This window comes from Pseudomonas sp. EA_35y_Pfl2_R5 (assembly GCF_963970805.1).
Lineage (GTDB): Bacteria > Pseudomonadota > Gammaproteobacteria > Pseudomonadales > Pseudomonadaceae > Aquipseudomonas.
On the sequence record NZ_CAXAOW010000004.1, the window covers coordinates 149,241 to 167,953 of the forward strand.

The 18,713-nt window shown below is 61.1% G+C and carries 28 protein-coding genes; 12 read left to right on the forward strand and 16 right to left on the reverse strand.

Features of this window, described 5'->3' with window-relative positions; all coding sequences use genetic code 11:
- Positions 1–161 precede the first annotated feature (161 nt).
- The 4 genes from AACX99_RS10710 to AACX99_RS10725 all read left to right on the forward strand — a co-directional run bounded on the left by AACX99_RS10710 (position 162) and on the right by AACX99_RS10725 (position 2,676).
- Entirely contained in the window at positions 162–1,169 is a 1,008-nt protein-coding gene (locus AACX99_RS10710) for a class 1 fructose-bisphosphatase (protein ID WP_339411685.1), read from the forward strand.
- A gap of 3 nt (positions 1,170–1,172) precedes the next feature.
- Positions 1,173–1,790, forward strand: coding sequence for a DUF924 family protein (locus tag AACX99_RS10715; protein WP_339411687.1), 618 nt, complete (start codon positions 1,173–1,175; stop codon positions 1,788–1,790).
- 68 nt (positions 1,791–1,858) lie between these two features.
- Complete coding sequence (gene bamE, locus AACX99_RS10720) at positions 1,859–2,113, forward strand: outer membrane protein assembly factor BamE domain-containing protein (RefSeq protein ID WP_339411689.1); 255 nt, start codon at positions 1,859–1,861, stop codon at positions 2,111–2,113.
- Positions 2,113–2,676: a lipocalin family protein gene (locus AACX99_RS10725; RefSeq protein ID WP_339411865.1), complete on the forward strand. Its 564-nt coding sequence runs from the start codon at positions 2,113–2,115 to the stop codon at positions 2,674–2,676. The genes bamE and AACX99_RS10725 overlap by 1 nt, the downstream gene beginning before the upstream one ends.
- 9 nt (positions 2,677–2,685) lie before the next feature.
- Here AACX99_RS10725 and AACX99_RS10730 read toward each other — a convergent pair whose 3' ends face one another.
- Positions 2,686–3,132, reverse strand: a complete 447-nt coding sequence (locus tag AACX99_RS10730; RefSeq protein WP_339411690.1) for a DUF2141 domain-containing protein — start codon at positions 3,130–3,132, stop codon at positions 2,686–2,688.
- Between the two features lie 130 nt (positions 3,133–3,262).
- On the opposite strand from AACX99_RS10730, the gene AACX99_RS10735 reads away from it, so the two are divergent.
- The 4 genes from AACX99_RS10735 to AACX99_RS10750 are packed head-to-tail and all read left to right on the forward strand — an operon-like array spanning position 3,263 to position 6,663.
- The gene (locus AACX99_RS10735) at positions 3,263–4,081 is read left to right on the forward strand and encodes a dialkylrecorsinol condensing enzyme (protein ID WP_339411692.1); all 819 of its coding nucleotides are present in this window, start codon (positions 3,263–3,265) and stop codon (positions 4,079–4,081) included.
- A 19-nt stretch (positions 4,082–4,100) separates the two neighbouring features.
- Complete coding sequence (locus tag AACX99_RS10740; protein WP_339411694.1) at positions 4,101–5,267, forward strand: beta-ketoacyl-ACP synthase III; 1,167 nt, start codon at positions 4,101–4,103, stop codon at positions 5,265–5,267.
- Positions 5,264–5,671 carry a hypothetical protein gene (locus tag AACX99_RS10745; RefSeq protein ID WP_339411696.1) on the forward strand — a complete coding sequence of 136 codons (408 nt, stop codon included), beginning with the start codon at positions 5,264–5,266 and terminating at the stop codon, positions 5,669–5,671. The genes AACX99_RS10740 and AACX99_RS10745 overlap by 4 nt, the downstream gene beginning before the upstream one ends.
- A complete protein-coding gene (locus tag AACX99_RS10750; RefSeq protein WP_339411698.1) occupies positions 5,668–6,663 on the forward strand; it encodes a BtrH N-terminal domain-containing protein in 996 nt (331 codons plus the stop codon). The genes AACX99_RS10745 and AACX99_RS10750 overlap by 4 nt, the downstream gene beginning before the upstream one ends.
- A gap of 64 nt (positions 6,664–6,727) precedes the next feature.
- On the opposite strand, the gene AACX99_RS10755 is transcribed toward AACX99_RS10750, so the two are convergent.
- Genes AACX99_RS10755 through AACX99_RS10780 form a run of 6 tightly spaced genes read right to left on the reverse strand, consistent with a single transcriptional unit; the run spans position 6,728 to position 11,110 of the window.
- Positions 6,728–7,285, reverse strand: a complete 558-nt coding sequence (locus AACX99_RS10755) for a hypothetical protein (RefSeq protein WP_339411699.1) — start codon at positions 7,283–7,285, stop codon at positions 6,728–6,730.
- The gene (locus AACX99_RS10760) at positions 7,276–8,400 is read right to left on the reverse strand and encodes a beta-ketoacyl synthase N-terminal-like domain-containing protein (RefSeq protein ID WP_339411700.1); all 1,125 of its coding nucleotides are present in this window, start codon (positions 8,398–8,400) and stop codon (positions 7,276–7,278) included. The genes AACX99_RS10755 and AACX99_RS10760 overlap by 10 nt, the downstream gene beginning before the upstream one ends.
- Positions 8,397–8,663 carry an acyl carrier protein gene (locus AACX99_RS10765; protein ID WP_160014823.1) on the reverse strand — a complete coding sequence of 89 codons (267 nt, stop codon included), beginning with the start codon at positions 8,661–8,663 and terminating at the stop codon, positions 8,397–8,399. The genes AACX99_RS10760 and AACX99_RS10765 overlap by 4 nt, the downstream gene beginning before the upstream one ends.
- The gene (locus AACX99_RS10770) at positions 8,645–9,829 is read right to left on the reverse strand and encodes an ABC transporter permease (protein ID WP_339411701.1); all 1,185 of its coding nucleotides are present in this window, start codon (positions 9,827–9,829) and stop codon (positions 8,645–8,647) included. The genes AACX99_RS10765 and AACX99_RS10770 overlap by 19 nt, the downstream gene beginning before the upstream one ends.
- The gene (locus AACX99_RS10775) at positions 9,826–10,710 is read right to left on the reverse strand and encodes an ABC transporter ATP-binding protein (protein WP_339411703.1); all 885 of its coding nucleotides are present in this window, start codon (positions 10,708–10,710) and stop codon (positions 9,826–9,828) included. The genes AACX99_RS10770 and AACX99_RS10775 overlap by 4 nt, the downstream gene beginning before the upstream one ends.
- On the reverse strand, positions 10,703–11,110 hold the full coding sequence (locus AACX99_RS10780) for a beta-hydroxyacyl-ACP dehydratase (RefSeq protein WP_339411704.1): 408 nt from the start codon (positions 11,108–11,110) through the stop codon (positions 10,703–10,705). Before AACX99_RS10780 ends, AACX99_RS10775 begins: the two co-directional genes overlap by 8 nt.
- Before the next feature lie 102 nt (positions 11,111–11,212).
- Here AACX99_RS10780 and AACX99_RS10785 point away from each other — a divergent pair, with 102 nt between their 5' ends.
- Positions 11,213–11,767, forward strand: coding sequence for a methyltransferase family protein (locus AACX99_RS10785; protein WP_339411705.1), 555 nt, complete (start codon positions 11,213–11,215; stop codon positions 11,765–11,767).
- A 15-nt stretch (positions 11,768–11,782) separates the two neighbouring features.
- Here AACX99_RS10785 and AACX99_RS10790 read toward each other — a convergent pair whose 3' ends face one another.
- On the reverse strand, positions 11,783–12,217 hold the full coding sequence (locus tag AACX99_RS10790; protein ID WP_339411706.1) for a hypothetical protein: 435 nt from the start codon (positions 12,215–12,217) through the stop codon (positions 11,783–11,785).
- A gap of 123 nt (positions 12,218–12,340) precedes the next feature.
- Between AACX99_RS10790 and pip the strand changes: the two genes are divergently transcribed.
- Together pip and dtd are read left to right on the forward strand one after the other, a co-directional pair.
- On the forward strand, positions 12,341–13,312 hold the full coding sequence (pip, locus tag AACX99_RS10795) for a prolyl aminopeptidase (RefSeq protein ID WP_339411708.1): 972 nt from the start codon (positions 12,341–12,343) through the stop codon (positions 13,310–13,312).
- Entirely contained in the window at positions 13,309–13,740 is a 432-nt protein-coding gene (dtd, locus tag AACX99_RS10800; protein WP_339411710.1) for a D-aminoacyl-tRNA deacylase, read from the forward strand. The genes pip and dtd overlap by 4 nt, the downstream gene beginning before the upstream one ends.
- Before the next feature lie 27 nt (positions 13,741–13,767).
- Here dtd and AACX99_RS10805 read toward each other — a convergent pair whose 3' ends face one another.
- Both AACX99_RS10805 and AACX99_RS10810 read right to left on the reverse strand, forming a co-directional pair.
- Positions 13,768–14,355 carry a 2-hydroxychromene-2-carboxylate isomerase gene (locus tag AACX99_RS10805; protein WP_339411712.1) on the reverse strand — a complete coding sequence of 196 codons (588 nt, stop codon included), beginning with the start codon at positions 14,353–14,355 and terminating at the stop codon, positions 13,768–13,770.
- 47 nt (positions 14,356–14,402) lie between these two features.
- Entirely contained in the window at positions 14,403–15,131 is a 729-nt protein-coding gene (locus AACX99_RS10810; RefSeq protein WP_339411713.1) for an SDR family oxidoreductase, read from the reverse strand.
- 100 nt (positions 15,132–15,231) lie between these two features.
- On the opposite strand from AACX99_RS10810, the gene AACX99_RS10815 reads away from it, so the two are divergent.
- On the forward strand, positions 15,232–15,735 hold the full coding sequence (locus AACX99_RS10815) for a winged helix-turn-helix transcriptional regulator (RefSeq protein ID WP_339411715.1): 504 nt from the start codon (positions 15,232–15,234) through the stop codon (positions 15,733–15,735).
- Between the two features lie 79 nt (positions 15,736–15,814).
- Here the strand turns inward: AACX99_RS10815 and AACX99_RS10820 are convergent, their stop codons facing one another.
- Genes AACX99_RS10820 through hisI form a run of 6 tightly spaced genes read right to left on the reverse strand, consistent with a single transcriptional unit; the run spans position 15,815 to position 18,672 of the window.
- Positions 15,815–16,522 carry a 16S rRNA (uracil(1498)-N(3))-methyltransferase gene (locus tag AACX99_RS10820; RefSeq protein WP_339411717.1) on the reverse strand — a complete coding sequence of 236 codons (708 nt, stop codon included), beginning with the start codon at positions 16,520–16,522 and terminating at the stop codon, positions 15,815–15,817.
- Positions 16,519–17,316: a twin-arginine translocase subunit TatC gene (gene tatC, locus AACX99_RS10825; protein WP_339411719.1), complete on the reverse strand. Its 798-nt coding sequence runs from the start codon at positions 17,314–17,316 to the stop codon at positions 16,519–16,521. Before tatC ends, AACX99_RS10820 begins: the two co-directional genes overlap by 4 nt.
- Positions 17,313–17,669 carry a Sec-independent protein translocase protein TatB gene (gene tatB / locus AACX99_RS10830; RefSeq protein WP_339411720.1) on the reverse strand — a complete coding sequence of 119 codons (357 nt, stop codon included), beginning with the start codon at positions 17,667–17,669 and terminating at the stop codon, positions 17,313–17,315. The genes tatC and tatB overlap by 4 nt, the downstream gene beginning before the upstream one ends.
- A 3-nt stretch (positions 17,670–17,672) precedes the next feature.
- Positions 17,673–17,903, reverse strand: a complete 231-nt coding sequence (gene tatA / locus AACX99_RS10835) for a twin-arginine translocase TatA/TatE family subunit (protein WP_339411722.1) — start codon at positions 17,901–17,903, stop codon at positions 17,673–17,675.
- A 27-nt stretch (positions 17,904–17,930) separates the two neighbouring features.
- Positions 17,931–18,263 carry a phosphoribosyl-ATP diphosphatase gene (locus AACX99_RS10840; RefSeq protein WP_304867976.1) on the reverse strand — a complete coding sequence of 111 codons (333 nt, stop codon included), beginning with the start codon at positions 18,261–18,263 and terminating at the stop codon, positions 17,931–17,933.
- A gap of 7 nt (positions 18,264–18,270) precedes the next feature.
- Complete coding sequence (hisI, locus tag AACX99_RS10845; protein ID WP_339411724.1) at positions 18,271–18,672, reverse strand: phosphoribosyl-AMP cyclohydrolase; 402 nt, start codon at positions 18,670–18,672, stop codon at positions 18,271–18,273.
- Positions 18,673–18,713: the final 41 nt, after the last annotated feature.

Genomic DNA, 18,713 nt, shown 5'->3' on the forward strand with positions numbered 1-18,713 from the left:
TTCCTTACCTGTTTCTGCCTTGCATGCCGCTAGCCCGCGATCCTTTGAGTGGGTTTTGATCGGTTGTGTATTTTCCCGTAAGGCCCTTCTATCCAGTGCTAAGGCGCTTTCCCCGCTAAAGGGGTAAACTGCGCGCGATTTCATTCCCTCCGGAGCCATCCATGTCCCGCGTTACCCTCAGCCGCTACCTGATCGAGCAGACTCGCTGCAACAACACCCCGGCCGATCTGCGTTTCCTTATTGAAGTGGTCGCTCGGGCCTGCAAGGAAATCAGTCATCAGGTATCCAAGGGCGCGCTGGGCGGCGTATTGGGCAGCATGGGCACCGAGAACGTGCAGGGCGAGGTGCAGAAGAAGCTCGACGTGATTTCCAACGAAATTCTGCTGGAAGCCAACGAATGGGGCGGTCACCTGGCTGGTATGGCGTCCGAAGAAATGGACAATGCCTACCAGATTCCCGGCAAGTACCCGAAAGGTGCCTACCTGTTGGTATTTGACCCACTGGATGGCTCCAGCAATATCGATGTCAACGTTTCGGTTGGCACCATCTTCTCGGTGCTGCGTTGCCCGGATCGCAATGGCGATGAAGGCGATCTGGGTGAGGACGCTTTCCTGCAGCCAGGTACCGAGCAGGTGGCTGCCGGCTACGCGATCTACGGCCCACAAACCATGCTGATGCTGACCCTGGGTGATGGCGTCAAAGGCTTCACCCTGGACCGCGAGCTGGGCAGCTTCGTGCTGACTCACGACAACATCAAAGTGCCGGAATCGACCAAAGAATTCGCCATTAACATGTCCAATCAGCGCCACTGGGAAGCACCGGTGCAGCGTTATGTCAGCGAGTTGCTGGCTGGCGAGGAAGGCCCGCTGGGCAAGAACTACAACATGCGCTGGGTGGCTGCGATGGTTGCTGACGTGCATCGCATCCTGACCCGTGGCGGCGTGTTTATGTACCCGCGCGACAGCCGCGAGCCAGAAAAGCCGGGCAAGCTTCGCCTGATGTACGAAGCCAACCCAATGTCGATGATCATCGAACAGGCCGGCGGTGTGGCCACCAACGGTACCCAGCGCATTCTCGATATTCAGCCGACCTCCCTGCATCAGCGCGTAGCCGTCTTCCTCGGTTCCAAGGAAGAAGTGCTGCGCATCAGCGCTTATCACCGCGAGTAAGTGATGAACGCGCCCTGGCAGCCGTTACTCGATTGGTGGTTTGGTGCGGCCGGCTGCGGCAATGGTGTGACGGCTGCCGAGGTGGCTGCCAGTCGTACCGCGCTGTGGTTCGGCAAGCAGGACAGCCAGGATGAGCAGGCGCGCGAGCAGTTTGCCGCGCTGGTCGAGCAGGCCCTGGCCGGTCAGTTGCAAGACTGGCAAGCCGAGCCTGAAGGCTGGCTGGCGTCGCTGCTGTTGCTTGATCAACTGCCACGGATGATCTTCCGCGATACGCCCAAAGCCTTCGCCGGCGACTTGCTGGCGCGGCCGTTGGCCCTACATGGGTTGACTCGCGGCTGGGATCAGCAGCTGCATCCCATCCAGCGCGTATTTACCTATCTGGTGTTGGAGCACGCCGAAGATCTGGCGCTACAGGATCAGGCCGTGCAGCTGTTTCAGGTGTTGCGCGAGCAAGCCGTAGCCGCCGAGCGCGGGCTGTTTGCCGACTATCTGGATTATGCCGTGTGCCATCAGCAGGTAATCGCACGCTTTGGCCGTTTCCCCCATCGCAATCAGATACTCGGGCGCACTTCCAGCACTGAGGAATCTGCCTTTCTGCTGGAACCTGGCTCGCGCTTCTAGCATCCAAGCAGGCAAGCTCGGTATTGCTATGCCAAGCTGGTCTTGGTTCTTTTCTCAGGAGTATCCCCATGTCTCTGCGTGTCGTCGCACTACTCGCTGGTTGCCTGCTGCTGGCTGCCTGCAACAAGGTCAATCAGGATAATTACGCTCAGCTCAAGCCGGGTATGGCTAAGGATGAGGTTGAGAGCCTGCTCGGCAGCCCGGCCGAATGCGCAGGCGCGCTTGGCATGTCCAGCTGCACCTGGGGCGATGAGCAGCGCTTTATCAGCGTTCAGTACGCTGGCGACAAGGTCATGATGTTTTCCGGCAAGGGCTTGAAGTGATGCGCCTGCTGGCGGCGTTGGCCGCAGCAGCGCTGCTGGTAGGTTGCGCCAATTCCGGTACAGGCGTGGTGCCACCCAAGACGATTGAGAAGGTCGATCTGCAGCGTTATCAGGGCACTTGGTACGAACAGGCGCGGTTGCCGATGTTTTTCCAGCGAAACTGTGCGCAGTCCGAGGCGCTCTATGAGCTGCAGGACGGCGGCACGATTGGCGTGACCAACCGCTGCCGTACTTTCGATGGCGATATGCAACAGGTGCAAGGACAGGCTGTGGCTCAGGTGCCGGGCGAGACTAGCAAGTTCTGGGTGCGCTTCGACAACTGGGCCAGTAAGCTGCTGCCGGGTCTGACCAAGGGCGAATACTGGGTGCTGTATCTGGATGATGACTACCAAACTGCACTGGTCGGCCATCCCAATCGCAAGTACCTCTGGTTGTTAACGCGAGATCAGGACGCCAGCACGAAACACTTGGCGACGCTACTTGAAGAGGCGCGCAGCCGTGGTTATGACACCCGTGAGCTGATCTGGCGCCGCACGGCTGCTGAGATGGCTCTGCCGCGTTAATTGTCCTGGTTATTTCTTGGCTTTCGGGCTCTGCAGGCGGATGCGCAGTTGGGTGTCCGCTGTGCCGTGCTCGAACAGGCTGTCAGCTGGTGTGGGCTTGCCATTGAGCAGCGGTGGGTTGGCGGAAAAGCCCACCGGTTCCAGCGGGATGCCGCGTCGGCCCTGATCAAGCTGGCGATTGCCATTGCTGTCTTGGTACAGCTGAATGGCATAGCGTCCGGGCGCTAGATCGATCAGACGCAGCTGGCCATCGTCACTCTGTTGCTGGCGCAGTGGTTGTTCGGGCCAGCGCTTCAGCTCGCCGCTCACCAGTGCCGCATGCACGGTTCCTGCGGCTTGTATGCCGTCTATTGTGACCAGGATGTCACCGGCCTGGGCCGATGAGCCGACCAGTAGCAGCAAAAGGCCAGTCTGATAGCCGGCCTTCTTTACGGTTTGAAGAATTCTCTGTGGCATAATCCGGGCATTTCGCAGGAAGTGGCTGGCGATGCGTCAGGTCTTGATCGTTCATTTTTCGCAAACTGGCCAGCTAGACAGGTTGGCGCAGTCGGTATGCGAGCCTTTACAGCAATGCAGCGATATTCAGTTGGATTTTCTTCAACTGCAGCCTGCGCAACCTTACCCGTTTCCCTGGCCTTTTCTCGGTTTTTTCCGGATTTTTCCTGAAACCGTATTGATGCGCCCGCAGCCGCTGCTGCCGTTGGCGGTGGATGCGAGCAAGCGCTATGACTTGGTGATTCTGGCGTATCAGGTGTGGTTCCTCTCGCCATCGCAGCCGATGACCGCGTTTCTCGCCTCCTCTGAGGCTGCGCAGTTGCTCAAGGGCACGCCGGTGGTGACGCTGATTGGCTGCCGCAATATGTGGCTGATGGCCCAGGAAAAGGTCAAGAACCGGCTCACTGAACTGGGCGCGCGGCTGGTGGACAATATCGCCCTGACCGACGCCTGCGGTACTGCGGCGAGCTTTCTGGCGACGCCTTTGTGGCTATTTACCGGGCGGCAGAAGCCCTATGGATGGGTGCCGCGCGCAGGTATCGCCGAGGTGGAAATTGTTGCGGCCAGTCGTTTCGGCACCGCTATAGCGCAGCGGTTGACTGCAGATGATCAGCCGATTGAGCAACCGATGTTGACTGGTCTTGGTGCAGTGCGAATTGATGAAAAGCTGATCGCCAGCGAGAAAGTCGGCAACCGCAGCTTCCAGTTATGGAGCCGCTTGCTGGCTGCTTTAGGCCCGCAGCTGAGCCGTCGGCGTGGCGCAGGGCTGGTGGTGTATATCGTGTTTCTGTTGTGCCTGATCGTCACCGTGGTGCCGCTCAGTGCCTTGCTTAAAAAGCTGTTGGCGCCGCTATTAAAACAACGCACCCAGCGTGAGAAGGCTTACTTTGCCGGCCCGTCTGGCGAGTGAAGTGACCCGAGGAAGTCCCGTGGTACAACCTGTATTTATTAACCGAATCAGTGCCTTCCTGCCCCATGCTCCGGTCGACAACGAGCAGATGGAAGCGCGCCTGGGCCTGGTCGGCGGTAAACCGTCGCGCGCGCGCAAGCTGATCCTGCGCAGCAATGGCATTCAGCAGCGTCACTATGTGATCGACCCGCAGACCGGCGCGCCAAGCATGAACAATGCCCAGGTCAGCGCGGCAGCGATACGCGGTCTATTGGGCGGTGATTTCCAACTGGAGGATCTCGATTGTCTGGTGGCTAGCAGCGCCTCGCCGGATCAGGTCATGCCTGGCCATGCGGTGATGGTGCAGGGCGAGCTGGGCAATCCGCCGTGCGAAGTGGTGTCCACCGCCGGTATCTGCCTGTGCGGCATGACCGCGCTGAAATACGCTTGGATGAGCGTGGCCAGTGGCGAAAGCCGCAACGCCGTGGCCTGTGGCTCGGAAGTGGCCTCGACGCTGATGCAGGCGAGCAACTTCAACGCCGAGTACGAGAGCCGCCTCGACGAGCTGGAAACCCACCCGGAAATTGCCTTCGAGAAGGATTTTCTGCGCTGGATGCTCTCCGATGGTGCCGGTGCCGTGCTGCTGCAAGGCCAGCCGAATCGCACGGGCATGAGCCTGCGTATCGACTGGATCGACATCTTTTCCTTCGCCGACCAGATGCCGCCGTGCATGTACGCCGGGGCGGAAATGGTCGATGGCCAGCTGCAGGGCTGGAGCCGTTATGAAGGTGCCGAGCGCAACCGCCGCTCGCTGATGGCGATCAAGCAGGACGTCAAACTGCTCAACGACAACATCGTCAAATACACCGTGGAAGAAACCCTCAAACGCATCATGGCGCGTCGCGAGCTGCATGCCGAGGCGGTGGATTATTTCCTCCCGCACTATTCCTCCGAGTTCTTCCGCGAGCGCCTGTCTGTGGGGCTGGCCAATGCGGGCCTGCCGATCCCGCAGGAACGCTGGTTTACCAACCTGACCAGCAAGGGTAATACCGGCGCCGCGTCGATCTTTATCATGCTGGATGAGTTGTTCAATGCCGGTAGCCTGCGCAGCGGCCAGCGCTTGCTTTGCTATGTGCCGGAAAGTGGGCGTTTCTCTAGCGCCTTTATGCATCTGACAGTGGTTGGCCAGGACGGTGACAACACATGAAGCTCAATGAGGTTCCCCAGGATCACAGCTCCACTTACGGCGGCCACTGCAAGTTGGTCTACGCGGTAGACGCCAGTGGCCATTACCAGGGCGCGCAGAGTGATGGCTGGGAGCCGGAGGCCTTTGCTACCCAGCTCGCCGTAGCTGAACTGCAGGAGCAGGAAGCTGAGGCCGAAGCGGGCTGGCAGCGCGGCGAGCTGTCGCCGCTGAAGTGCCTGATGTACCGCTATCGTCTGGATGAGCCGGCGTTGGCGCAGATTACCGGGCTATGGCAATGGCGTATTCGCCGGCATTTTCGTCCGGCGATTTACCAGAAATTGTCGGCGGCCATTCTGGCGCGATACGCGGAGGCGTTCGGCCTGCCCGTTGAGCAATTGATTTCTTATCAGAAGGGCATGGCATGAGCAGTTTTCAGCATCAACAGAGCGCCCACTGCGAAAGCGGGGTGATGGCCAGCCTGTTGACCCATGCAGGCTTGCCGATGAGCGAGCCGATGGCCTTCGGTCTGGCCTCGGGCCTGGCGTTCGCCTACCTGCCGATCGTCAAACTCAGCGGTATGCCGCTGATTGCCTACCGCATGCCGCCCAAGCACCTGATCAAGACCCTGAGCAAGCGCCTGGGCGCGCGCCTGCATACACGCACCTTCGGTAACCCCGAGCAAGGCCGTCGCGAGCTGGATGCGGCCTTGGACAGCGGCCGCTTGGCCGGGCTGCAGAGTTCGGTGTTCTGGTTGCCGTATTTCCCGCCGGAGATGCGCTTTCACTTCAATGCGCACAACCTGCTGGCCTATGGTCGCGAGGGTAATGAATACCTGATCAGCGATCCGGTGTTTGAAGAGCCGGTGCGCTGCGCCGTCGAAGACTTGCAGAAGGCGCGCTTCGCCAAAGGTGCACTGGCCGCCAAGGGCCTGATGTACTGGCTAGATGATGTGCCGCTGGAGCAGGACTGGAACAAGCTGATCCGCCAGAGCGTGCTGTCTACCACGCGTATCCTCGACGGCATGCCACTGCCGTGGATCGGTATTCGCGGCATTCAGCATTTGGCCAAGCAGATCGACAAGCTCGATCCGGCGCAGAGCAAATACAACCGCCTGTACCTGACCCATATCGTGCGCATGCAGGAAGAAATAGGCACCGGCGGCGCGGGTTTCCGCTTTATGTATGCGAGCTTTCTGCAGGAAGCCGGCGAGAAGCTTGGCGACAGCACCTTGCAGGAAGCCTCGGCGCAGCTGACCGCCATCGGCGACAATTGGCGCCAGTTTGCCTCGGCCTGTGTGCGCGCCAGCCGCAACAAAGGCGAGACGCCCAACTTCGCGCCCATCGCCGAGAGTCTGCGTGGCATTGCCCTGCAGGAACGCGGGTTGATGAAAGAGCTGGCGGCTTGGAGCAAACGCTAGGGTGGATCGCGCTGTAGCGATCCACCGTTCAACGCCGCTGGTGGATGAAAACGGCGCATCCACCCTACAGCTTGATTCGCAGCACCTCGGTATTGGCGCTTAACTCGGCAAAACTGTTGGCGTAAGCGCCAGCAGTTGCACCTTCCTGCAGCACAGCCTGCACACAAAAATCCCCGTGCTCATCGCACACCAGCAACAACGCCTGCTCGATCAGGCCGTCCTGTAAATCCAGATTGGCCAGCGCTTGTAGCTGCGCCCAGACCTGTTCACCAGCGCCGATAAACAGATTCGGCCCGTCGATACCCAGTTGCTGGGCGATATGAAAGCCGGCGGCGTTGCTTACACTGTTCACGAACTCGAAGGGCTTGGGCTGTTTGTGCTGCACGCACACCGCCTCCAGCAGCGCGCCCATGGTGGCGCGGGCCGGATGCGCCGAGGCCAGGTACAGGCCGCAGTTGTTGCGTACCTGGCTCTTCAGCGGTGCGGCGGCCAGCAAGCATTGCAGAATCAGCCGGTCGATACGCCTTGGCGGGCTGTCCAGCCACTGGCCCAGGGCCGCTTTCAGCTCTTTATCGCTGGTGGCGGCCAGGCCGTGGATCTCGCTGGCTGCGATTACCGGCATGCTGTTTCTCCCGTGCTGCAACCCTGAAGTACCAGGCTGGCGTTATTGCCGCCAAAGCCGAAGAAATTGGTCAGTACCAGGCTGCTGGCTGCAAGAGTTTGCGGTTCTGTACTGAATGGCAGCATCGCTTGGTTGGCGTAGCTCACGCCTGGCAGTGGGCCGTTTTGCAGAGCCTTGAGTAGCAGCAGGCTTTCACTTAAGCCACAGGCGCCCAGGGTATGCCCGAGCCAGGGTTTGAGCAGGCTAAGGGCGGGCATCTGTTTGCCGTACAGCAAGCGCATGCCATTGCTTTCAGCTTCATCGTTGGCGCTGGTAGCCGTGCCGTGCAGTTTCACTAGGTCGATCTGCGCCGCCGTGCAGCCGGCACTACTTAGCGCCTGTTGCATCACCCAGTGGATATGGCTGCCATCCTCGCGGGTGGTGGTCAGGCTGCTGGTGTCGCAGGCGCTAAAGCCGCCGAGCAGGCGGCCCAATGGCGCGTCACCTGGCTCACGGGTGAGCAGGGTGGCAGCATAGGCCTCACCGAGGATCAGGCCGTCGCGTTCGGGGTGAAAGGGCCGGTACTCGCCGCTGGGGCTGGTCAGCATCAGTGCACCGAAACCCTGCATGGCGATAGCGCTGGGCGTCTCGAAACTCAACACCAGGGCACGGACGTACTGGCCGGCGTTGATAAGCCGGGCGCCATAGAGCAGGCCGTTGGCGGCACTGGTGCAGGCGGTGTTCAAGGTAAACGCGGCGGCAAAGCCCCAGCGTTGGCGCAGCTGGTTGGCGAGCAAGTCCAGTGGCGTCGAGTCTTCCGGACGGAACCCCTGCTGCTGGCTGGTCAGGGCTTCCAGTTCGCTGATATCCAGGCTGGTGCTGGCGACGATCAACAGGCAGTCGTCGAGGGCCTGGGGGTGTTCACCGAGGGTTTCGCCGAGCAGGCGATCCAGGCGCTCACTCAGGCGTTCGCCGGTTTTAGCGGCGTACAGATACGTGCGCGGCTCAAGCACTTCATGCAGTACAAAGGGCTCGCCCTGGGGCGGCTGATCGCTTTGCAGGGCGCGGGCGGCGCTGTGCAGGTCTTCACCGAGGGCGCAGTGCAGGGCGGCGCGTTGCAGGTAGATCGGGGTCACTGCTGCTGCCTGATATAGGCGGCGATGCTGGCGATGCTGCCAAGGATACGTCGACCGTCTTTCGCGCCCTCAATACGCACTCCATAGTGCTGTTGCAGGGCCAAGGAGACTTGCAGGGCATCCAGGCTGTCCATGGCGATGCGGCTTTTGCCGCCGAACAGCGGCTCGTCGTCGCTGATGCTCTGCCAGTCGATATCGTCTTCCTTGTCGCACTCGCGGATCAGCAGTTGTTTGAGTTGTTGTTCTAGTAGTGAGTGGTCCATTGCGTGCGCTGTACTCGTCGGGTGAACAGAAGCAGCCCGGCCATGCCGCACACCGCTGCAAACAGCAGCAGGCGCGCGCAGTAGGGGGCGATGTCGGCCAGTGAGCCGTGGCCCACCAGAAGGGTGAGAAAGGCATCCAGTGCCCAGCTCATCGGGGAAACTTCCGCCAGTTGGGCCATGGCCGCCGGCATCACGCTTTTCGGCACCATGATTCCGCCAATCGCGGCCAGCAGGATGTTGATGCCGCCGCCAAGGAGCAGCGCCTGTTCACTGCTACGCGCCAGGGCAGCCAGCAACAGGCCGAGGCTGCAGGTTGCCAGGGCGATACTCAGCGCGAGCAGCGGATAAGCCGCGGCGCTGCCGGGCAAACTCAGGGCGGGCAGGCCAAGCAGCGGCAGACCATAGACGCCGATACCCAGCAGCAGAATGAACTGCAGCAGGTTGATCGCCAGGTACGGCAGCAGCTTGCTCAGCACCAGGGTGCCGAGGTTCAGGCCCAGGCAGCGCAGGCGCAGCAAGGTGCCGCTCTGCTGTTCACGCTGGAAGCCACCGGCCATGGGTAGCACGACGAAGAACATGCCGAAGATCAGCCAGGCCGGCACGCTCAGTTGGGTGGCATTGGCGCGGCCGCTCAGGTCGCCGCTGGCCAGTTGTTCCTGCTCGTCGATCTGGCTCTGGGTGCGTTGTTGCACCAACTGCAGGCGCTCGGCACGGCTTAATTTGGCATCGACCACACCGCTGTCTTCCAGGTAGGCCAGCAGCCGGCTTTGCGCCAGGGCAATGCTCACTGCGCTGTGCAGACGCTGGCGCGACAGCTTGTCGAACTGCGCCGGGAAGCTCAGGCTCGGGCCCTGATGTGGGCTGTCCAGCAGGGTATCGGCGAAGTCTGCGGGCAGCTGCACGCGGGCCAGGCTTTCGCTGCTGTCGTCCAATAGCTGGCTGTCGGGCAGTTGCGCCTGTAGGGCGTCGCGGAAGAACTGGCTGGCGTCGCCCTGTGGTGCGTCGATAAGCAGGCGTAGCGCAGGTGGCTTGTCCTGCATATAGCTGGACATGGCCCCGGCCATCAGCAGCAGAAACAGCGTCGGCATAATAAACAGCACGGCCAACGCATGCGGGTCGCGTAGCAGCAGTAGCACTTCTTTGCGTACCAGCGCCCAGAGCCTCATAGCCGACCTCCGTTCAGGCGCAGGTAGAACTGCTCGAGCGACGGGCGGCCGAAGCGTAGCAGGTTGGGTAGGCCATCCTGCGCAGCAACAAATTCGGTGATCGCCAGCAGCTGTTGGCCATTCAGGGATGCGATACGCAGGCCCTTGGGTAGCACTTCGGCCGTCAGTTGCAGGCTCGCGAGCAGTTCGATAAGACCTATCGGTATGGCGTCCGGCCATTCCAGCAGCAGACCGTGGTCGTCACCGAGCAGCTGACGTTTTTCCAGGTCCAGGCGTACCTGACCTTCGTGCAGCAGCAGAATGCGCTGGGCGACCCGCTCGACTTCTTCCAGATAGTGGCTGGTGTAGATCACCGCCTTACCATCGGCTGTCAGCTGCTCCACGGCAGCCAGCAGCTGTTGGCGACTCGCGGCGTCGACGCCCACGGTAGCTTCATCGAATAAATAGAGATCAGCGGGTTGCAGCAGGCCGATAGCGAAGTTCAAGCGCCGTTGTTCGCCGCCGGAGAGTTGCTCGCTGCGCCGCGTCAGCTTGTCTCCCAAGGCGCAGATATCGATGCACTGCTGCAGGCGCTGACGGCGTTCGGCGCCGCGCAAGCGATACAGGTCGGCAAATAATTCGAGGTTCTCGCCCACCTTGAGCCCGGCATAGAAGGCCAGCTGCTGCGGTACCAGGCCGAGCCTTGGCTGGCCTTCCCAGTGCAGCTCACCCTGTTGCAGCGTGAGCACGCCACTGAGTAGCGATAGCAGGGTGGTCTTGCCGGCGCCGTTACTGCCGAGTAGGCCGAGGCATTCGCCGGCCTGTAGCTGCAGGTCGATACCCTGCAGCGCGGCGCGGCTTGCGCCTGGGTAGCTGTGCGTGACGTGGCGAAGTTCAAGCATGGATCAACACCAGCAGCAGTTTGCCGTCGAGCAGTAGCTGCTCGTCATTGTGGATGCTGAAGGCATACAGCGCGCCGGCCGGGCTTAGCGCCTCTTGCTGGGCGCTGACCTGCAATGCGCCGCTGCGCTGCGTCGGTTCATGGTGTAGCTGCAGTTGCGAGAGCTTGCCGACCAGGGCCATTTCAATGGCACTGGCATCGCCGTATAAGGCACCATGCGCGGCGCACAACTGAGCGGCTGCTTCGAACAGCAGGCAGGGTGAGGCATTGGCCCCAAAGGTCTCGAGAAAGCGCCAGGCACTCAGACCCTGGATACTCAGGCTGTCATGCGCCAACAGGCCATCCAGCCAGAGGGCTGGGCCTTGGTGGGGCAGCAGGCTGTGCAGTTGAGTGCGATCCATTGCGGGCGGCCGAGGCAAAGAGGCCGGCAGTGTAACAGAGGGGCTGCAGGTCACGCAGCGCCTGGCCTTGAAGGGCTAACGGACAGAGTAGGAGACGGCTTTATGGTGTGGTTGCAGGGGTTGGCTTTTGCGCTGGGTACACTGCTGCTGCTGGCGCTGTCCTGGCGGGTACTGCTACGGCCGCAGTCTCACGGCTTTTACCGGTTCTTCGCCTGGGAGGCGATTCTGGCTTTGCTGGTGCTGAACGGGCCGGTCTGGTTTGTCGACCGCTTTGCCCTGCATCAGCGTCTGTCCTGGGCGCTGCTGTTTGCATCCTTGCTGCTGCTGTTTACCGGCCTCTATCAGCTACGCCGTATGGGGCGCCCTGATGGGCAGCGCACGGACGCCGAGCTATTCGCTTTCGAGCGCACCTCGCAACTGGTGACTAGCGGCATCTTCCGCGTTATCCGCCATCCGCTGTACGCCTCGTTGCTGTTGCTGGCTTGGGGCGTGGCCTGCAAGCAACCCAATGGCTTGAGTCTGGCGCTGGCACTGCTGGCCAGCCTGGCACTCTGGCTGACCGCCAAGCGCGACGAAGCCGAGTGTCTGCAGCAGTTTGGCGAGGCGTATCGCGACTATATGCAGCGCAGCAGGATGTTTATCCCCTGGCTGTTTTAATTAGTAGCTGGGCCGTTATTGCCACTTCAGGCGCGCCAGCTTCCATTCATCACCCTCCAGCCACCACTCCATTTCCACAAGGAAATGACGGGCACTATCCGGGATCACGCTTTCGGCGCCGACCAAGGCAACCTGGGCCTCGGTAAAGCCTTTCTCGCGATAGGTTTCGTGGACGTAGCTGGCTTTGCTCAGGGCCAGCACTTCGACGTTCTTGTGGCGCATAAACAGCAGCAACATGGTGCGCTGCGCCCACTCACGGTCGAACTCGCCCTGGGCCGAGAACTGCGGGTGCAGCTGGTCGAGTACCGCGCTGGTGTTCTTCGCTTCCAGGTTGTCCTGCAGTTGTTGCACGGCTGCTTCCAGCGCTGCCTGCGGATCGTCCTTGGCGCCGCAACCTGTGAGTAGGGTGCAAAACATTAGGAAAGCTAAGGCAAATATCCTTGTTGGCATGCTGAACTCCTTTTTCATGGTTATGATGCCCGGCAGAGCGTCAAGCGGTTGCGTCTGCAGTTGTCCTGCGCAAGGCTGTCAACGTTACGCCACGCATTATTCAGGTCAAGTCAGGAGCATGCTATGCAGACCTTGTATCCGGAGATTAAACCCTACGCCCGTCATGAGCTGGCGGTGCAGGCGCCGCACGTGCTGTATGTCGACGAAAGCGGTTCGCCGGATGGCTTGCCTGTGGTGTTCATCCACGGCGGGCCGGGTGCCGGGTGCGACGCTGCTAGCCGGCGCTATTTCGACCCCAACCTGTATCGTGTTATCACGTTCGATCAGCGTGGTTGTGGCCGTTCCACCCCGCACGCGAGCCTGGAAAACAACACCACTCAGGCGCTGATCGCCGATATGGAGCAGATCCGCGAGCACCTCGGCATCGATAAGTGGGTGCTGTTCGGCGGCTCCTGGGGTTCGACCTTGGCGCTGGCCTACGCCCAGACCCATCCGCAGCGTGTGCATGGCCTCATCTTGCGCGGCATCTTTCTTTGCCGCCCGCAGGAGATCAGCTGGTTCTATCAGGCCGGCGCCAGTCGTTTGTTCCCCGATTATTGGGAAGATTACCTAGCGCCCATACCGGCGAATGAGCAGGATAATTTGGTACAGGCCTTCTACAAACGCCTGACTGGGCCCGACCAGATCGCCCAGATGCATGCAGCCAAGGCCTGGTCGACCTGGGAAGGCCGCACCGCCACCCTGCGCCCCAACCCGCAGGTGGTCGACCGTTTCAGCGACAGTCATCGCGCGCTGTCGATTGCCCGTATCGAATGCCATTACTTCGTCAACAATGCCTTCCTCGAAACCGATCAGCTGCTGCGTGATATGCCGAAGATCGCCCATCTTCCGGGGGTTATCGTGCACGGCCGTTATGACGTGATCTGCCCGCTGGACAACGCTTGGGCGCTACATCAGGCCTGGCCGAACAGTGAGTTGCAGATCATTCGCGATGCCGGCCATTCGGCAGCGGAAACCGGGATTACCGATGCGCTGGTGCGCGCCGCTGATGAGTTGGCGCATCGCTTGCTCAACCTGGCGCCGGACGAAGCATGAAGGCACTGATTCAGCGGGTGCGTGGCGCCCGAGTAGAAGTAGACGGCGAAGTGGTCGGTGCGATTGATCAGGGCCTGCTGGCGCTGGTCGGTGTTGAGCCGCAGGACACTCCGGCCAGCGTCGAGAAAATCCTGCACAAACTGCTCAATTACCGCGTTTTCAGCGATACGGCCGGCAAGATGAATCTGTCGCTCAGCGATATTGGTGGCGGCTTGCTGCTGGTCTCGCAATTCACCCTGGCCGCCGACACCAAGAGTGGCCTGCGCCCAAGCTTTTCCAGTGCTGCGCCACCAGCGCTGGGCGCGGAACTGTTCGACCTGCTGGTTACTCAGGCCCGCAGCAAACACCCGCAGGTTGCCACCGGCCAATTCGGTGCCGATATGCAGGTGCATCTGATCAATGACGGGCCGGTGACCTTTCTGCTGTAGAGCTAGCAGGCCGCTGAAAACTACCTGCTAGCGCGCCAGGGCTTCGGCGACGAAGTCCAGGCGATCCTGACCGAAGTGCATCTCGCTGCCGATAAAGAAGGTCGGCGCGCCAAATACGCCGCGTTTGATCGCCTCTTCGGTGGTGGCCTTGAGCCGTTCCTTGACTGCTTCGTCGCTGACCAGGCGCTCGAACTCGGCGGGCTCGAAGCCTGCTGCGCTCAGCACTTCGGCGACTACTTCGGGCTTGCCGAGGTCTTTCTGTTGCACCCACAGCGCTTCGAAGATGGTTTTTAGATAGTGCTCGAAGCGCTCGCTGCCCTGGTAACCGGCTGCGCCGCGCATCAGCGTCAGGGTGTTGATCGGGAAACTCGGGCTAAAGGCCATCGGCACACCGTAGTGACTGGCGAAACGCGCCAGGTCCTTGAGCATCCAGGCGCCCTTGCTCGGAATCATGACCGGCGACTGGTTACCGGTGGCCTTGAATACGCCGCCAAGCAGCATCGGTCGCCAGACGATCTGCGCGCCGGCCTTGTCGGCAATACGCGGCAACTGAGTCCAGGCTAGGTAGCTGGCTGGGCTACCGAAATCAAAAAAGAACTCTACGCTTTTGCTCATTGCATGCTCCTTCGGGAGGTCTTGTTCTTGGGCGAGCGCAGCTGCGGCTAGAACGTCTCAGACCAGGGCCGCAGATCCAGCTCATGCACCCAACAATCGCGCGGTTGGCAATGGATCTGCCAGTAGGTCTCGGCGATATGCTCAGGGTTGAGGATGCCATCCTGTTCCTTGAGCTGATAGAGCTGAGGAAAGGTGTCGCGGATAAACGCGGTATCGATGGCGCCGTCGATGATCGGGTGGGCGACATGGATGCCCTGGGGGCCGAGTTCGCGGGCCATGCTTTGGGCCAGGGCGCGCAGGGCGAACTTGGCGCTGGCGAAGGCGGAAAAATTCGCCCGGCCGCGCAAGGAAGCGGTGGCGCCGGTAAAGATGATCGTGCCCTGGCCGCGCGGCAGCATCACCTTGGCGGCTTCACGACCGGTGAGAAAACCGGCCAGGGCGGCCATTTCCCAGACTTTGCGATACACCCGCTCAGTGGTTTCAGTGATGGAGAATTGCACATTGGCGCCGATGTTGAACACCACGGCATGCAGCGGGCCGACTTCGCGTTCGATGGTGGTAAACAGCTCGATCACCTGCCCTTCGACTCGCGCATCGCAGCCAAAGGCGCGGGCAGTACCACCGGCTGCTTCGATATCCGCCACCAGCGTACCGAGCTTGTCGGCATTGCGCCGTGCCACGCAGGCGACATAGCCCTCGCGGGCGAAGCGTTTGGCGATGGCGCTGCCGGTGGCATCACCAGCGCCTACTACCAGAATTGCTTTGCGTTCGGTCATTACAATCTCCATCAGTTCTATTTTGGAACCTGGCCTGATAGTCGGTTCCATTTTGGAACCTGTCAAGCTATGGTGAGCCGTCGCTGTTGGAGACTGGTTTATGCGTTGGGAAGAACTTGAGCAACAACCCTGCTCCCTGGCCCGCACCCTGTCGGTGGTGGGTGACCGTTGGACGCTGCTGGTGCTGCGCGAAAGTTTTCTTGGTATCCGCCGTTTCGACGAGTTCGAGAAACGCCTGGGGATTACCCGTCACGTGCTGGCCGAGCGGCTGAAAAAGCTGGTGGAAGCCGGGGTGCTGGACAAGGTGGCCTATCAGCAGCGGCCCTTGCGTGAGGAATATTGCCTGAGCGCCAAGGGCCGTGATCTGTACCCGGCCATCATGGCGCTAGTGCATTGGGGTGACCAGCATATGAGCGGCGCGGAAGGCGCACCGATTCGGCATATTCATCGGGGCTGCGGGCAGCCGATGCATGGCGTGCTGGTGTGCTCGGATTGCGGTGAGCCGCTGGTGCCGAGGGATGTTCTGCTGGAGGAGGCGCCTGCGCTCAAGGGCCAGCTACTGCCGGCGCACTGGCACGTTCTTGAGGTTGGAGAGAACCTGTAGGAGCACGCCATGCGTGCGAGCGTTTTCCCCGATACCACCACTCGCGGGCATGGCCCGCTCCTACGGAGTCGGTGTTCGCTTAGAACAGTCGCGCCAGCAAGGCGGTAACCGCCGTCTCGACTCGTAGAATCCGCGCGCCCAGTTGCACCGGCTGCAGGCCAGCTTCCTGCAGCTTGTCCACTTCATAGGGAATCCAGCCGCCTTCCGGCCCGATGGCCAATGTGACGGCCTGTTCGACGGCACGTGGGCAGGCCGGGTAGTCGCCAGGATGGCCGACCAGGCCCATTGTGCCGGCGGCGATGCTGGGCAGCTGGTCTTCGACAAAGGGCTTGAAGCGTTTCTCGATAATGACTTCCGGCAATACGGTATCGCGGGCCTGTTCCAGGCCGAGGATCAGCTGTTCGCGAATCGCCGCCGGTTCGAGGAAGGGCGTCTGCCAGAAGCTTTTCTCTACCCGGTAGCTGTTCAGCAGAATCAGCCGAGGTACGCCCATGCTGCTGACGGTTTGCAGCACGCGCCGCAGCATCTTCGGCCGGGGCAAGGCGAGCAGCAGGGTCAGTGGCAGTTTTTCAGGCGGCGCTTGGTCGAGTTGCACGACAAGCTCGGCCTGCTCGGCATCCAGGCGCAGTAACTGGCCGCTGCCCATTGCGCCATTCAGCCGGCCAACGCGCAGGCTGTCGCCAGCTTCGGCGCGGTGCACTTCATGCAGATGCTTGAGGCGGCGGCCGCTTAGCAGCACGCGGTCAGCGGCGATAAAGTCGCCGTCTTCGAGGAGCAGCAGGTTCACGGTTGTGCGGCGGGCGGCTGATCGTTGGAGGCGCTGTCGGCTTCAGCCGCTGCTTCCTCATCGGCGCGGCGCTTGACCAGGCTGCCGCACAGCAGGCCGGCTTCAAACAGCAGCCACATGGGCAATGCCAGCAGGGTCTGCGAGAACACATCCGGCGGGGTCAACACCATGCCGACGACAAAGCAGCCAACGACTACATAGGGTCGGCTTTTACGCAGGGTGGCGACATCGACAACGCCGATCCAGATCAGCAGAAAGGTGGCAATCGGGATCTCGAACGCCACGCCGAAGGCAAAGAACAGGGTCAGGACGAAATCCAGGTACTGACCGATATCGGTCATCATCTCCACGCCTTCCGGGGTCACGCTGGCGAAGAAGCCGAACATGATCGGGAATACCACGAAGTAGGCGAAGGCCATGCCCGCGTAGAACAGCAGAATGCTGGATATCAGCAGCGGTACGGCGATGCGCTTTTCATGCTTGTACAGCCCCGGTGCGATAAAGCCCCAGATCTGATGCAGGATGATAGGAATCGCCAGAAACAGCGCGACCATCAGCGTCAGCTTGAACGGCGTGAGGAACGGCGAGGCCACCCCTGTGGCGATCATGGTCGCACCTTCCGGTAGGTAGGCGCGCAACGGCGCGGCGACCAGCGCGTAGATGTCCTGGGAGAAATAGAACAGCCCGGCAAACAACGCGAAGACCGCCGCCACAATACGTAGCAGGCGTGTGCGCAGTTCGGTCAGGTGGGAGACCAGGGGCATTTCCTGATCGCTGTCCGGTCGTTGGCTCATGGCTGCGGGCTTTTATCCTGGCGGGTGCTGCTATCAGTGGTGGTAGCCGGCTCTGCTGCGGGGGGCGCGGCAGGGCTGGGTTCAGTGAGGGTGCTGAGCGGTGCGTTGAGGTTTTGCTTCATCGCGTTCATTTCCCGCTCAAGCTCGAGGATCTGCTCATTATGCAGCTGGCGGCGAATTTCATCCGCGCCAATCTCACGCTCAACCTCTGCCTTGATCGCACTGAAGCTGCGCTTGATCCGACCGATCCACAAACCGGCAGTGCGAACTGCACCGGGCAGACGATCAGGCCCTAGGACTACCAGGGCTACCACGGCGATCAGCAGCAACTCGGTAAAGCCGATATCGAACATGGCTTAGTCTTTTTTCGCCGGTTCTTCGACCTTGCGCGCTTGGGCATCGATGGTCTGGCCCTTTGGCTCTTCCACGGCCGGCTTTTCTTCTTCGCTGCCCATGGATTTCTTGAAGCCCTTGATCGCATCACCGAGATCGGAGCCCAGGCCTTTAAGGCGCTTGGTGCCGAACAGCATGACCACGATCAACAGGATGATCACCAGTTGCCAGATGCTAATGCCACCGAATCCCATAACGCGTACTCCGTAGTAAGAGGTTGATCAGTTTTGCGGGCGCGAGGCTTTTTCCGCGTGCCCGGACAAGCCGAAACGCCGGTCCAGTTCGTCCAGTACCGCCTGAGGATGCTGGCCGAGTGCGGCGAGCATGACCAGGCTGTGGAACCACAGGTCGGCGGTTTCATAAATTACATCGCTGCAGTCACCGCTGACGGCAGCATCCTTGGCGGCGAGGATGGTTTCCACCGACTCTTCACCGACCTTTTCCAGAATCTTGTTCAGGCCCTTGTGGTATAGGCTGGCGACATACGAACTGTCGGCAGCCGCGCCTTTGCGCGACTCCAGCACGTCGGCCAGGCGGCTGAGGGTGTCGGTCATGGCCGTGTCACTCATGGTTGTGTCCTGCGGCATAGATGGCGTGCGGGTCTTTTAGCACCGCGTCGACGGTTTTCCACTCGGCGTTGTCGTACACCCGGTAGAAGCAGCTTTCGCGGCCGGTGTGGCAGGCGATGCCGCCCAGTTGCTCGACCATCAGGATGATCACGTCAGCATCGCAGTCCAGACGCAGTTCGTGCAGCTTTTGCACATGGCCGGACTCCTCGCCCTTGCGCCACAGCTTGCCACGCGAGCGTGACCAGTAGATGGCGCGCTGCTCGGTGGCGGTCAGGGCCAGGGCTTCACGGTTCATCCAGGCCATCATCAGCACGCGGCCGGTTTTGTGGTCCTGGGCGATGGCCGGCACCAGGCCGTCCGCGTTCCAGTTGATTTCGTCGAGCCAGTCATTCATTGCAAGTTCCGCCCATATCGGGCTGTCTGATTCGGAAAGCT